Source organism: Pseudobutyrivibrio sp. OR37 (assembly GCF_900113655.1).
Lineage (GTDB): Bacteria > Bacillota > Clostridia > Lachnospirales > Lachnospiraceae > Pseudobutyrivibrio.
On sequence record NZ_FOQF01000006.1, the window covers coordinates 1 to 15,572 of the forward strand.

The 15,572-nt window shown below is 40.1% G+C and carries 9 protein-coding genes; 6 read left to right on the forward strand and 3 right to left on the reverse strand.

Annotated elements, in window-relative coordinates; all coding sequences use genetic code 11:
- Together BM097_RS04200 and BM097_RS04205 are read right to left on the reverse strand one after the other, a co-directional pair.
- A partial coding sequence (locus BM097_RS04200; RefSeq protein ID WP_177197366.1) for a helix-turn-helix domain-containing protein occupies positions 1-155 on the reverse strand: 155 nt, incomplete at its 3' end.
- A gap of 236 nt (positions 156-391) precedes the next feature.
- Positions 392-2,437 (reverse strand): M13 family metallopeptidase, encoded by a 2,046-nt coding sequence (locus BM097_RS04205; protein WP_090546213.1) that lies wholly within the window; start codon positions 2,435-2,437, stop codon positions 392-394.
- Between the two features lie 194 nt (positions 2,438-2,631).
- On the opposite strand from BM097_RS04205, the gene BM097_RS04210 reads away from it, so the two are divergent.
- From BM097_RS04210 to BM097_RS04220, 4 genes are all read left to right on the forward strand, one after another.
- A complete protein-coding gene (locus BM097_RS04210) occupies positions 2,632-6,162 on the forward strand; it encodes a carboxypeptidase regulatory-like domain-containing protein (protein WP_177197367.1) in 3,531 nt (1,176 codons plus the stop codon).
- Positions 6,163-6,422: 260 nt separating this feature from the next.
- Positions 6,423-6,551 carry a hypothetical protein gene (locus tag BM097_RS16810; RefSeq protein WP_255406616.1) on the forward strand — a complete coding sequence of 43 codons (129 nt, stop codon included), beginning with the start codon at positions 6,423-6,425 and terminating at the stop codon, positions 6,549-6,551.
- A 64-nt stretch (positions 6,552-6,615) separates the two neighbouring features.
- Entirely contained in the window at positions 6,616-6,999 is a 384-nt protein-coding gene (gloA2, locus tag BM097_RS04215) for an SMU1112c/YaeR family gloxylase I-like metalloprotein (RefSeq protein WP_090546217.1), read from the forward strand.
- Positions 7,000-7,149: 150 nt separating this feature from the next.
- A complete protein-coding gene (locus BM097_RS04220) occupies positions 7,150-8,034 on the forward strand; it encodes a ParB/RepB/Spo0J family partition protein (protein ID WP_090546218.1) in 885 nt (294 codons plus the stop codon).
- Here BM097_RS04220 and BM097_RS04225 read toward each other — a convergent pair whose 3' ends face one another.
- Positions 8,035-9,090 (reverse strand): LacI family DNA-binding transcriptional regulator, encoded by a 1,056-nt coding sequence (locus tag BM097_RS04225; protein WP_090546220.1) that lies wholly within the window; start codon positions 9,088-9,090, stop codon positions 8,035-8,037. It abuts the gene before it with no gap.
- A gap of 230 nt (positions 9,091-9,320) precedes the next feature.
- Between BM097_RS04225 and BM097_RS04230 the strand changes: the two genes are divergently transcribed.
- Both BM097_RS04230 and BM097_RS04235 read left to right on the forward strand, forming a co-directional pair.
- The gene (locus BM097_RS04230; protein ID WP_242944655.1) at positions 9,321-10,823 is read left to right on the forward strand and encodes a glycoside hydrolase family 32 protein; all 1,503 of its coding nucleotides are present in this window, start codon (positions 9,321-9,323) and stop codon (positions 10,821-10,823) included.
- A gap of 19 nt (positions 10,824-10,842) precedes the next feature.
- Positions 10,843-15,411 (forward strand): hypothetical protein, encoded by a 4,569-nt coding sequence (locus tag BM097_RS04235; protein WP_090546223.1) that lies wholly within the window; start codon positions 10,843-10,845, stop codon positions 15,409-15,411.
- Positions 15,412-15,572 lie beyond the last annotated feature (161 nt).

Genomic DNA, 15,572 nt, shown 5'->3' on the forward strand with positions numbered 1-15,572 from the left:
TGTTCAGTAATCAAATGTGCTCTTACTTCCTTTGAAATAGTAGATGGATCCTTTCCAACAATTTCTCCTATTTCTGTAAAAGTCTTTCCATCTTTTAAGCCCTTCTGAATTTCTTGTCTGGCGTCTAGTGTTAGATGCTTATATTTACATGTCATGGTATGTTCCTCCATTAGTGGCACCGCTTTCTAAACATCAGCAGGTATTGTACTCAAAACCAAACATAAAGAAAAGACAGCCTGCTATTATTGCAAGACTGTCTTCTAGTTCCTCGTTTGCATTATTAACTTCTGGCTTGCTTAAGGCTGACTGGAAGTTAGTTTTTCAATTCACTATTTTGTATCAACTTATAGTTTAACGCATGCTTTTTTTTACTATATAGAAAAAGAGTTTTTTACCATACTGCGATTCTGTCAGCTGGAGCAATGTACATTCCGTCAGTAGCTGTGATTCCGTAAGTATTTAAGAATTCATCATACTGAGCCAGAACAAGGTTTGTACGCAAATAAGAAAGAGGATGAGGATCCTGTGACATACGATACAACTCATTTTCTGATGTCAATAATCGACGCCACATTACTGCATAATGGGTGAAGAATTTATTGTAGTCGAAGTCTGGTTCTTTTGCTGCAAGGTTAAGCATACATTTTATACCAGCCATGTCTGCGATAGCTTCCCCACTTAACATTACACCATTGCAGTTGCCCATTGTATCGCTTACTTTGAGATTATCAAAGTAGGTAGTTAACTTCGAAACTCTGTCATCGAACGCTGCTTTATCTTCTGGTGTCCACCAGTCAGCCAGTGCGCCAGAGGCATCAAACTGTCCGCCTCTTGAATCAAAGGCATGAGAGATTTCATGGCCTATAACTGCTCCTATGCCGCCGTAAATTTCTTCTTTTGTCATGTCCTCATTGTAGAATACTCCACCACAGATACCTGGAATAATATTGATTGAGTTATCAGTGAAGTTGTAGTAAGAGTTAACCTCGTACATGCTGTCGTAATCCCATGCATCACGGTCTTTTGTTGTTTTATATTTCTTATAATTGTCCTGAGCCCAATATTTCATGGCTATTAATGAAGCTACGACAAGGTTTCCACCTTCAGATTTTGGTATAAGTACTAAACCGCTGTGGTCCTGGAGCTTATCAGGTTTTACTGCATGTATAACCATGGAATCTAGCTTGTGTGTAGCTGCATCTTTTGTTTGTTGAGACAACCAAGCCTCATTCATAAGCATTTTTCGATAGTAGGCAATGGAATCCTTGATAACTCCCTCGATATCTTTTTTCATCTTGTCAGATGTAAAATTATTAATGTAAACGTTATCGATAACTGTCATAAGGTTATTTTTGGCCGTGTCTAAATAGTACTGATCGTCAGACTTCATACCAGACACACCAAAGGCGTCATTTTTTATTTTTTCCGTTGTTTCATAGGTCTCTCTATCCAAAATATCACTAAAATAGATAACAGTATGAACTATAAAATAATTCTTCATGAGAGCTAGATTTTTTTCGTTGTAAAGCTTGCCTACAGAAGCTAAATATTTAGGATTTTCGGCTACCACATTGTCTATATCTGTAAAGCCAACACTGTTTAGAATACCTTCGATAGGGTAATTTCCCAGGAGTGCTTTAACATCAGCTAAAGGAAGAACATTGTTGATATTTTTGAAAAAATCAAGGGAGTTCAAGTCATCTTGGGTATACATGTTTTTTGCAAGAAGGGCTTCATAGGCAAAACAGTCCTTTATGGTTTTCTTTGCTTCCTTTGAAGAGTACCCCATGCGCTTTAGCATATAGCTGGCTGTATCAGTGTACATATCCTTATATATGGAACCTAAATCGGACAGTGTAGTATAGTCGTTAGCATCAGGTAAAAGGAGATCACTTTCAGAAAGGTTTAAAACATATTTTGATGGATCATCAAAAGAAACAGTGCTATAGTAGCTTACTATTCCGTTTTCAAGTACATTTACATCAGGATTTACAAGATATTTGTTCATCTCCTCCAGGGAAGAGATGCTGCGGATGGAATCAATAAAAGGTATTATTGGGGCATATCCTAAAGCATTTCTTGTATCCCAGTCAGATAGAAATTCATAATATGTATTAAAAATCTGTTGGTCTAAATCGTCTGAATCAGATTTTTTCATTATCTCAATTAAATTTGCATCATTTTGTTCTTGAAGACTATTAAACTCTCCATAGTTGTCTTTTCCATCAGGAATAGCCGTCGCTGCAAGCCAATCGCGATTTATTGTAGTGTAGAAATCATCCTTAAGATTGTAGGCTTCAGTTGCTGATACACTTCCTATCGTAGACGGATCCTTCCAGGAATCAGGGGCTGCTAAGGCAGTAACACTGGATTGCAATGTCAGCGCAAAAGCAATAGCAATAGAACAAGCCGCTCTAAAATATTTTTTGATTAGCATATATGTTGCCTCCTTTGCTGTTTATTAATAGACTTTATCAAATATCTATGAATTAAATAAGGAAAAAGTGTGAAGGCGATTTTTTGCCATTTTTTCACACCGAATTTTAGTAAATATGGCTAATTGTAAAATTTTACTAAAAGAACTAAAATTTTAGTAGGTTTTAATAAAACTATCATTTAGGGGGATTAATGATGAGGAAGATTAGTAAAGCGGCATCCTTTTTGTGCGCTGCTACTATGCTGGCTGGAAGTATGCCTATAATGGGCACAATGCCATCAGTGCAGGCAAAAAATGGGGAATTTCAACAAATCACAAACGACACTTTTTTCAAAGACAAGGATGGTAATTTCATCTATTCTCAAGGAGGAGGAATATTTGAGTTTGATGGAAAATACTACTGGTACGGCGTAAAGTACGCGGAAGCAGTAACCTATCCTGAGACAAAGGTGTTATCTAGCGAAAATCATTTCGTAGGAATCACATGTTATTCATCAACAGATTTAGTTAATTGGACAGACGAAGGAATTATAGCTACTCCAGAGGATGTTTATAACGAGACAATCATGGAGGGGCAGCAGGCAGCTTGGGTAGGACGATTAGGTGTGACCAAGCTTTCAGATGGCACGTACGCACTTCTTGTTCAGCATGAATGTGATGATGCCGACAATAGCATTGATAATGCTAACAGAGGAGACACTAAGGCAGAGACAGATGGCTGGAGCAAGCAGGTGCTTATTATGACATCTGACAAGCCAAATGGTCATTTCACCTGGAACAACCGTGTAAACATGAAAAGCTACATCGGCACAACAAACACAGGTGACCAGACTGTATTTGTGGACCCAGCTACAGGCCAGGGATATTTGCTTTATTCCTATGGAAGTGGCCGTGGCAAAATGTATTTGTCTAAGGTAGTAAAGGGTGATGACGGCATTGTTACTTTGGATGAATCTAGAATGATATATTCAGGCGCAGGCCGTGAAGGTAACTGCATGTTTGAATATGGCGGAAAGTATTATGTGTGTGCATCTGATTTGTACGGATGGAACGCATCTCATGGATATTATCTTGTGCTTGACAGTCTTGATGATGAGTATCTTAAATCAAGACCAGTCACCACCAGCATGCAGCTGATGGATGGGGCAAATGATGATTATTGTCATGTGAGCCAGACTGGATTCTTTTATACAGTCAGAGGTTCAAAGCAGGATACAGTAATCTTCTGCGGAGACAGATGGTCAGATTTTGCTGATAATGGAGATGGCTATAACGTTTGGTGTCCACTTTCATTCGACGAAAATGGAAAGCCATTTTTCAACTCAGTTAGCTCTTGGAAATTAAACGCATCCACAGGTGAGTGGAAGGTTGCCAGCGATAACAATTACGTGAAAAACGGAAGCTTTGATGCAGATAGAATTACAGTAACAGATTTTGTTGGATGGAATGAAGAAATCCTGGATGGAAATGGAAGCATTACCAACAACAAGGATTGTGTTACAGGAAAATATGCTCTTATCATGTCAGGCCATGGGGCTTACGAGGAGCAGATTAGCCAGACGGTTCTCTCTACAAAGGATGTAGCTTTAGCTGATGGAATCTATGATTTTTCAGCAAAGGTTAAAAATACAGAGGGATTCAGCGACCTTAGTTTATATGCTACTAGCGGGGGTGTGACATACGGACAGAAGTTACTTACAGCAAACGAAGCCTACACAGAAGTAACTCTAAAGAACGTAGTAGTGGAAAATGGACAGGTTACAATCGGAATTCATGCAAAGGGTGATGGGGCGATTCTTTATGCGGATGATTTCACCTTTAAAAAGAGTGATGTAAAGGACTATGCTACAGGAACTTTGACAGGAAAGATTTCTGGTGATAGCGCTACTTCAGGAAAGACTGTTAAGGTGAAGGCTACAGACGCTGAAGGCAGATATTTTGAAAAATCAGTTGCATTAACGGAAGGTGAATCAGAGTACAAGCTTGAGCATATTCCAGCAGGAACATACAGCATTGAAGCATCTGGTGATGGGGTGGCTATCAAGATTGATGAATCTGCTAAAGACAACACAGTTGCAGCTATCAAGGCTATCAGCACAACAGGAACTGTAAAGGGCAGAGTAGTAACTAAAGCAGGCAAGGCCTTGGCTGGAGTAAAGGTTGAACTTTCAGGCGAGGGCAAGGAATTTGAAGCTACCACTGATGATAATGGTGAATATAGCTTTGATGATGTAAACCAGGGCAGCTATTCAATCAAATATTCTTTGAGCGGATATTCACTTGCTTCTGGCGGTGAAGCCGAGACAAAGGTGGCAGCTGGATTTACTACAGTTAAATCTGACGCCATGATGGGCAAGGAGCTTGGCAAGGTTGCAGGAACAGTAAGAAACACAAGTGGAGATACAGTTTCAGATGCTCTTGTAATCGCTCGCCCTAATGAGGCAGAGTACGGAGATAGATTTACGACTAGAACAGATTCCGAAGGTCATTTTGAGTTTGAATCACTGCCTGGTGGAGAGTATGTAATCGTTGCGACATCTACACCGGACAAGCAGTATACTTCCCTTCCTACAACAGCAGGAAAGATTACAGTATCAAGCACTAAGAGCATAGATATTAGTCTTAGATTTGGAGATGACAAGACATCTACTATCAACAATCCTACCTTCGATGGAAAGTCAGTAAGTGGCTGGTCAAATGGTGGTGATGCAGGCGGATGCAGAACAGGAAAGAATCAAAGCCACGGCACCTATGACCTTGCACCTTGGGCAAATAGTGATTTCAAGGTTGATACCTATCAGAATCTTGAAGGCCTTGATAATGGCTATTATATTCTTTCTGCCTTCGGTCATAGCGATTATGCAGAAGGTGATTCACTAAGTCTTTATGCTACAAACGGTGATGGCGATACATATACAGATACAATAGCAAGAGGTGATGGCCCATACGAATTATATGCAGTAAAGATTAAGGTTACAGATGGAACTCTTACAATCGGAATTAGGGGAAATATGTCCTCTGGTAAATGGGCAAATATCGATGATTTCCACCTGGGATATTTAGGAGATGATATTTCTATATCAACAGAAACAGTGGAGCAGGAAAGTGAGGAGATGGATCCAGACTATACTCCTGCAGTGGCAGTTTCACCTGAAAGTATTGAAGACATGACGCTTGTAGGTACCAGCACAGCAGTTGTTAAGAAGACAAGCAAGGAGGACAATAACAAGTCAGATGGAAATACTTCATCAGGCTCAAAGCCTTCAGGTCAAAGCGGTTCAGGTAACACATCGGCTGGAAGCACATCCTCAGGTAGTACACCAGCAAGCGCTACACCATCAAGTAACGGAAACACAAAAACTGCAGATAGCACTGTAGTAGCTCAGGCACCTACCGCTTCAGCAAATAACGTAAATACGATATCAAACAACAATAAGACTGGAAGAAACAACACTACTAGAAGTAATCAGCATGTAGATACTACAGAGGAGGTAACAGAAGATAGCACTGATGTTACAGTGGAGGATTCTACAGAAACAGCACTTAATAACGAAACAGCTGATGATACAACAGAAATTCAAGAAGATACCGTTCCAGCTGCAGCAGAGGACACCACAACAATAGATGACAGCAAAACAAATCCAGGCTTTGTAGTAGCTGTAATTGGCATAGTTGCTTTAGCAGGTGCAGGCATTGCAGCATTAAAATTTAAGATATTCAAGTAAAAAAACTTTTTCATTTCTCTCTTTCATAAATGGCGCGACCACAAATGTGGTTGCGCCATTGTTATGTTGATTCCTTATTTGGTATAAGCTTAATCTTAGCAGCTCCTATGCTTAGCGTAAAATGAAAAAAGCTAAAATACACTTAACTATTGCAGGAATTGTTAAGCGGAATATGCTCACAGAAGAAAAGGTTTTTTAGGCAGGGAATAGCGCTAACACTTGCAGCGGCATTTTCCTTGTCCCAAATGTCAGTGAGTACATTGGCAGATGAGCTGGATGAAAAACAGGCTCAGGAAGAGGTTCAGGCACAGCAATCACAGTCTCAAATTAGCATTTATGTTGAAATGTCTGATTTAGAATATATAATGAATAATTATAGATATAATTGACATGCTATAACGTAGCTGGATTATTAGAACAGTCCAGTAATTTAATAGTGGAGAGGGTAAGAAAATGCAATTAACTACAATTCATCACATAGCTATCATTGTTTCGGATTATGAGAAATCAAAGGACTTCTACGTAAATAAGCTTGGGTTTGAAGTGATTCGTGAAAATTACAGACCCCAGAAAGAAGATTGGAAATTGGATTTAAGAGTGGATAGCACAACAGAGCTTGAGATATTTGCACCTAAAAATCCGCCTAAAAGACCTTCATTTCCAGAGGCATGCGGGCTTAGACATTTGGCTTTTAAAGTAGATGAAATTGAAAAAGCTGTAGCTGAGCTAAATGGCCTTGGAATCGAGTGTGAACCAATCAGGACAGATGAATTTACAAATAAGAAAATGACATTCTTTTTTGATCCAGATGGATTACCATTAGAATTACATGAATAATCAAAAAGCACTTCAATAGCTGCCTTAGAGGAGCTGTGGAAGTGCTCTTTTGCATATCTAAAAATTCTAAGAAAAATCACAAATTTAAATCCAATTAATATAAAATAAAATTATAATATTCATAAGAATGAAATATTGAGAGGATTATAAATGACTGATTTCGATAAGTTTATCGCAGGAGAAGTAGAGAAGTATAGGGGTAATGCCTTTCCATTAAAGGCAAGTCTTTTAGAGCGAGCTTTGGTGCGTAGGGTTAGCTATAAAAAGCTTCATCCAAATCCAGAGGATGAATTTTGTATGCCATCGGTAGGACCTAGCTATCGAATAATCAATGAATATGTGCAGCAGATGGTTGAAGATAAATTTGATGGAATGTTTTCTGGTCTAGAAGATAAATCTATTACTGTAGAAAAAATGTATCCTGATGGTTACATGATTCTCAATGGTCATCATCGTTGGGCAGCTTATATGAGGATAGGCAAGAAGAAAGTTCCAATTAATATCGTAAACCTTACTAATAGCCATGATATTTTCCAGATGTTAAATAATTCTAAATTCGACAAGCGCGTAACTATTAATCTGGACGAGGTAATGTTTAAAAAGCCAGTAAGTGAGGATGTTGAAAAGGAATTAGGCTTCCCATTTAAGAATGTTTACAAGGAGCATCTTCTTAAGGGGCTTCCAGCTGTGTGCAATCATCTGGCGAATGATGGCTATGATATTTGGGTTTACACCACAGGCCTATATTCAAGAGAATACATTCAGCGTCTGCTAAAGCTTTATCATATCAACACCAGCTTTATTGTTACTGGTGCCACAAGATTTGATACAACAGATTCAAAGGAGAAAAAGCAGTTATCAGAACTGTTTGAAAAAAAATATGATGTGACAATTCACATTTATGGCGAAGCTCTTTTTTATGTAAAGCGTAGTGCAAAGAAATCACTACAATACGAACTTCATAAGGATAGCTGGTCAGGTGATGCGATTGATATACTTGATCAGATTCATAAAAAAGAAGCAGCTTCTGAGTAATTACTCGGAAGCTGTTGATTCTCTGTAGATAATATCTGTTTCTATATAAGTTCTTTTATAAGGCATGGCAGGATTTGCGATTCTTGCAAGAAGCAAATCTGCTGCTATATAGCCCATAGAGCTGGAATGGATTTTGATGGTGGTAAGGCTAGGCTCCATCAGGCTTGCCTCTGGGGCATCATCGAATCCGCATATACGAATATCCTTTGGGACCTTCTTCCCTAACAATTTCACTGCTTTGATTGTAGACATAGCTAAAAAGTCGTTGGCACAGAAAAATAAATCAGGGAGCTGCTTCAGGGAAGCAATCTGTTGGCTAAGCCAAGTTGTGTCAGAGTAGGGATTGCTGTCGTCTGCAAGTATGCAGCTATCCATATTTATTGCAATGCCTCTGTCAGTAAGGACTGAAACGTAAGCCTGCCATCTTTCATAGAAGGACTGGCAGTGGAATCTATCGCCGATAAACGAAATCCTTTTGCAGCCGCTGTCAATCATGGTATCAAGCATGTGGTGAACGCTTGAAAGATTTTCCATATATATAACATCTGCCTTAATAGGGCATCTTTGGCTAAGTGGAGTATCCACAAACAAAAGCGGGATGTTCTGCTTGCAAAGGAATTCACAGTAGCTTTCTGAAAACAGCTCCATGCAAAGTATTGCGGAAACATTTTCAATGTCGATGTTGGTTGGAAAGCACATGTTGTTGATTTCATAATCGCGAATGATGTTTATAGAAAGCTTGTAGCCTAGCGCATCTATCTTGTGCTGAAAGGCCTCTAAAAGCTTTGTTCCGGAGTGAGAGCTGCCAGGGAAAGCCTGGGTGAATAAAGCAATTTCTGTTTTATCAGCGGGAGCCATTGCTTCCCCAGACATTGCAGCAGGCTGAGTGAACCCTGCCATATTGAACTGCTTGTAGCCCATAGACATAGCGGTCTGGCATATTTTATTTCTGGTTTCTGCTGATACATTTCCTGTATTGTTAAGTGCTCTTGAAACAGTGTTTCTAGAAAGTCCCAAGGCATCTGCTATCTCTTGTAAAGTAACTCTATTTCCCATAATTTTCTCCTGCGTAAAATCTAGTAATAATGATACTGAAAATGCGCCAATGTGTCAAATGTAACATTGTAAAATTACACTGGTTGTAATTTTCACCAAAAGAAAACCCTTGATTAATCACATATTTCACAAAAATAATGTGCAAATGCATTAGAATATTGCTTTAAATGTAACATGAATGTACACTATACGTAACAATTAGTAGTGCAAATGCACCTATAGGAGGGAATATGAAGAAGGTTGTTTTGATGCTTCTGCTAGCTGCCATGTGCGTAAATGCGGTAGGCTGTGGCGCAGGTTCTAATGTGGAAGACACAGATGAAGAAAAGTACATAGGAGAGGAGTGGAGTAATTACGTGTTTTACCCAGCTTCAATAGAAGGATTTGTCGGTGACACAATGCCCTTTTATGATGATGGAAAATTCAATGTTTTCTATCTGGCTGACCAAAGAAATGGCAAACAGGGATATCATCCTTGGGGCTTAATTCAGACCGAGGATTTTTCCAGTTTTGATGATAAGGGAGTAGTTATAAATTACGGTGAAACAGTTGAGAGTCAGGATATTGCCCTTGGTACAGGAAGTGTAATCAAGGATAAGGATGGAATCTATCATGCTTTTTACACAGGGCACAATGATACCTATTCGCCAAAGGAAGCAGTAATGCATGCCACAAGTAAGGACATGGAAAACTGGGATAAGATTCCAGATGACACCTTTACAGGAAGCGGTAATTATTCACAGGACGATTTCAGAGATCCTTACGTAATGTATTCAGAGGAAGATAAATGCTATCTCATGTTTATCACAACAAGAGCTAACAACAATGGCGTTATAGCAAAGTATTCTTCTAATGATTTAAGAACTTGGAAGGATGAGGGAATCTTCTTTGAAAACGATATGGGAAACGATTCCAACATGGAATGTCCTACAGTACTTAAGTACAAGGACAAATGGTATCTGTCATTTTCAGACCAGTGGCCAAATAGACAGGTTCATTATCGTATATCCGATAGTTTAAATGGAACCTTTGAAAAGCCAGCTAATGATGTGTTTGACTGTAATGGTTTTTATGCAGGCCGCTTAGAGACAGATGGAGATAATCTTTATGTAGTTGGTTGGTGCGGAACAAAGAAGAATCACCAGGATGCTGATGAGTATGACTGGGGCGGAAATATGGTCACTCACTTACTTAATCAAAATAGCGATGGAACACTTAATCCTGTATTAAATCCTAGCATCAAGAGTACCTTGAAAAATGAATGCAAGTTTTCACCAGTGAAGATGACAGAATCAGTTAAGGAAAAGGCTGGAAACTATTCATTTAGCGGCAATGATTATGAGGTAGTTGGTTTTAAAAATATTATGGGAAGCTACCTACTTGAAACTACAGTTTCGGATTTTGATGAAAATGGTATGTTTGGACTTTGCTTTAACACAAATGATGAAAGCGTTGGAAATCTTAACATTGTGTTTAATGCAGCTACAAATAGAATCGAGTTTTACAACACCAGCGACATCGTGCAAACAGTAGCACAGTCTAGTTTAGACTATGATATAAAAAATGCAGGGGAGCTTAATATAAAGGCTGTTATTGCCGATGGCGTGTGTGTTTGCTATGTAAATGATGAGGTGGCATTTACATCGAGAATGTATCTTTCACAGGGAGGCCAATGGGGATTGTTTAGCATTAAATCCCCAGTGGCCTTCAAGGATACAAAGCTTTATAAGTAGGTAGTATAGGAGGGAGAATATGTTTAAGAAATTGTTGGGTGCTAGTCTTAAGGCCAAGCTACTTGCCACAGGTGGTGTGGTAGTAGTTGCAGCAGCAGGCCTTGCGGGCGCTATGGCACTGGGGTCAGGCGATGGCGAAATTACTATCAAGGATGAAATCGTTGCCTTGGCAGGCGGCTGGCCACAGTCTTTTATGGCAGATGATTATGTGGAGCCAGAATTTGTAGACGACAAAAACCGTACAAACAATGCCTTCAATGTGGCTGACTTTGGAGAGCAGGGAAACAACGGTTGGTTCTATAGATACGGTACAGCAACAAATCCTGCAGCATCAAAAAGAATGGAAAATTTTGATGGGGAAAAGTATTTCCAGCTTGGTAAGACAGGTATGGAAATCAAATCAAACTTTATCCACACTGCAGAAGGCACAGCACCAATCCTTGAATGGCGCGCTGCTAAAAAGGGTGATATAAATGTCAGCCTTACTTATGTAAAGAATGTAAATATGGATAAAAATCCATCTTATCCAGATGGTGTCACATTATATGTGTACAAGGGCGATGAGGCCATCGGTAGATATGAGGTAGATGTTAAAACTGATGGTGAAACTGTTGTTGAAAAGGAGCTTAGCAACCTATCAGTAGACGAGCTTGAAAGCCTTTACTTCATCGTTGATCCTAACATGAACAATGCCTACGATGGTGGTTCATTATATGTAGCCATAAATGATGTAGATGCCAAGGGACCATCAGCCATCAATGATGTGGCAAGAAAAGATAACAATGCAAATTCCATTGAGGACTTTGGCGCCCAGGGACAGAACGGCTGGACCTATCGCTTCGGAAAAACAGGCAAGGATTCAAAGCTTGTTTCCACAGACAACAATGGAGAGTTTATGAATGTAACATCTCCAAACCTTGTCCTTAGCCACTATTTCATTCATCCTGCTATCAACGACAATGCGATTTTGGCTTGGAAGCCTGCTGTTGATGGGGCTGTAGAGGTAAGAGGAAAGTACAAGAAGTTCGAGCAGAACGATGGAAATCCTGACTGGCCAGATGGCGTTATCGTATCTGTTTACAAGAACGATGAAAAGCTGTTTAGCAAAAAGGTCGCTGCACCAAGAAAAGGTGAAAATGAAATTTCCTTCAGAGAGAAGCACCTTGATGTTTTAACAACTGATGAGCTTTACTTTGTGGTAGATGCAGGTGGCAATTCATCTTATGATGGTGGTTGCTTCGATATCGACATTGTAGATAGAACAGGGGCCAAGACTGAGGCTGATGTGGCTATCGATGAGACAGAAACCAGACAAAACTTCGCTGATACAAAATACGATTTTGGTGAGCAGGGTAAAAACGGCTGGTTCTATCAGGATGGATTTGCAAGCGAAGCTACAAATTCTTACAACATAATGAATTTTGAAAAAGAAGAAGAAAGATATTTTGATTCCAGCTATTTGGAAATCAAAAGAGATTTCGTAAATCCAGGTAAGGGCAAATCTGCAGTTATTAAATGGAAGGTTGCTCAGGACGGCAAGGTAAAGGTTGACGCCGCTTATACCAAGTTTAAAAACGAGGATAAGAATCCAAGCTGGCCAGATGGAACAATCGTTACAATCTTCCATAACGATAAACCCCTTGTAACTGAAGATTTTGCCCCAGACAGATTAAGAGAAATCACAAAGCGCCTTGATGTAGCATCAGTAGATGTTAAGAAGGGCGATTTCATCACAATGGTTGTAGATCCAAAATCTAACAATGCTTATGATGCTGGAAATTATGAATTTTCAATTAAGGGAATCACTCCTATGGTTGGAAAGACCGAAAAGGATGTAACCTATTTCGGTGGTCAGCGTACAAACAATGCTTCCACCCAGGAAGATTTCGGCAACCAGGGTGCTAATGGATACTGCTATCAGTCGGGCTATTACCTGAATCCTAACTATGCAGTAAATCTTGAAACTTATAAGAAGAATGATAAGTACACAACTATCGATGGCGTAGAAATCAAGCGTGACTACATCATGCCAGGAAACAAGGGTCGCTCAGCCATAGTTAAATGGGTGGCAAATGAGGAAGGCTCTGTAGATGTGCTTGCAGATTACACTAAGCACAAGAACGAGGACAAAAATCCAGATTGGCCAGATGGTGTAGATGTTTACATCTTCAAGAATGACAAGCAGATTAAAAAGGAAAGCTTTGCACCAGTTGTAGGCCGCGAAGTTACAAAGGATTTATCAGTAAACGGCCTTATGGTCAAGCCAGGAGATTGCATTTCTCTATTGGTTGATGGCAAAGACAATACAGCCTATGATGGTGGAAACTTTAAGTTTGTAGTTGAGGATGCCGAGCTTAAGACTGTTCCTATGGTAAATAAGAGCGGTAAAAATATTGCAAACCTTGCTCTGGATTTTGGTGCACAGGGAAGCAACGGCTGGTACTACTGCGAAGGCCGTGGCATTGAAAAGTTTGAGATTCTTCAGAAGAAGACCGAGGACGGTTCGGGCTACATTTCAAGAAAGCAAAAGAACCTTGAGATTAAGAAGGATTTTGTACAGCCTAGACTTAATGCAAATGCCATGTATAAATGGGTAGTTGCAGCAAATGGTCAGATTGATATAACTGGAGATTACACCAAATTTGGTAATGAAGATCCAAATATGGATTGGCCAGATGGTACTAGAATCGGCGTTTACATCAATCGCCACAATATCATTGATGAAACAGTAACCTGCCCAAGAGGCTCAGATAAGGGCAATAAAAAGCCTATAAATATTAAAAAGCTAAATGTACATGCTGGAGATGTTATCACCTTCGAAGTAACCTGCAACAAAAACAATGCATGGGACGGTGGACGCTTCAACATCGACATCGCAGATTCAAACGAGATAAAGGTTGTTGTAGGTGATGAAGAGCGCACAAACAATACAGTTCTTGGAGCACTTACATCAATGGCACAGGGCACCGATGGCTGGTGGTTCCTTGAAGGCAAAACACCTGCCGATGCCAAGGTACTTACATATCTTAACGCTGATGGCACAGCCTATATGTCTACTAAAAACGAAGGCCTTGAAATGAAGAAGGACTACGTTCATCCAGGCAAGGATAAGCCTGCTATGTATCAGTGGGTTGCCTATGAGGATGGAAAAATCGATATAATTGCTGATTATGTTAAGTTTGGTCAGAACGATTCAAATCCAAATTATCCTGATGGCGTAAAGGTTAGCGTTTATAAGAATAATGACATTTTGTTAGAGCAGGATGTAGAGGCATTTAGAGGCGATGGCAATGACAACAAGCTTGAAATCATGCTTACAAAGCTTGATGTTGTAAGAGGAGACAAGATTTCATTTGTAATCGATGCTAAATCAAATAATGCATGGGATGCAGGAAGACTTTCAGCTAGCATTTATGCAGCAAAGGAAAAGACACCAGAGGAAGAAGCTAGAGAGAATAATACAAATCTATTTAATGCATTCGGCGAGCAGGGTTCTGACGGCTGGTACTACGGCATGTGCGACTGGGACGGCAAGAACTTTGAAAGACTTACTTATGATGCTGAAATGGGCAGATACTTTAATAATGGCAAGCCAGAGCTTAAGGCTGATTTTGTAGAGCCAGGTAACGGACGCAACGCTGCATACCAGTGGGTTGTTGCAAAGACTGGCAGAATCAACATCAAGGGAAGCTACACTAAGTTTGCAAACAGTGCAGATCCAGAAGCTAACGGCGTATGTATGAGAATATTCATCAACGGTGAAGAAAAGAAGTGGATTGGTGGAGATATCCAGGGCAATTTTGCAGCAGATGTTGTAAAGGCAATTGATGAGGCATACCTTGTTCACGAAGGTGATGTGGTAATGTTTGCTATCGATTCAGATGGCAATGACAGCTACGATGGCGGAAAGCTTGATATTACAATCAAGGATGCTGACGAAGTAGAGCCAGAGGAGCCTGTAGTAGATGACAACAGAACCAACAAGACAACATTGGCAGAAGGCTTTGGCGCTCAGGGTGAAAACGGCTGGTTCTATGGTACATGTGATTGGGATGGCAAGAATTTTGAAAAGCTTCCATACGATGCCGAGAACAATAGATACTTTAATGGCGGTAAGCCAGAGCTTAAGGCTGATTGTCTAGAGCCAGGTAACGGCAGAAATGCAGCTTACAAATGGATAGTAGCTCAGGATGGAAGAATTCATGTTCAAGGAAGCTACACAAAGTTTGCTAACAGTGCAGACCCAAATGCAAACGGAACCTGCATGAGAATCTTCGTAAACGGAGTTGAAAAGAAGTGGCTTGGCGGTGTTACACAGGGCAACTTCTCAGATGATAGAACAGTTACATTCGACGAGCACTATGAAGTAAAGAAGAACGACGAAATCACCTTCGCCATCGACCCAGATGGAAACGACGCCTGGGATGGTGGTAGATTAGAGGTTAACATCTCTGATGAGTCTGAGGATGAAGATGATGACGATGCTTCTGATGATAGCGATTCTGAGGACGACAAGTCAGAGAATTCTGAGGCTGAGGAAGAATCTGAATCAGAGGAAGTAACAGATAATAAAGAAACTGAAAACTAAAAAAGCCTTCCCCCTTTTTAAGGGGGAAGGTGGCTGCGCAGCAGACGGATGAGGGTTTTATAAAGGTGACCCTCATCAGTCACCTGCGGTGACAGCTTCTCCCTTAAAAGGGAGAAGCCTTTTTATTTATACTCTGGTGTAATAGTCTTAATAGTACCATC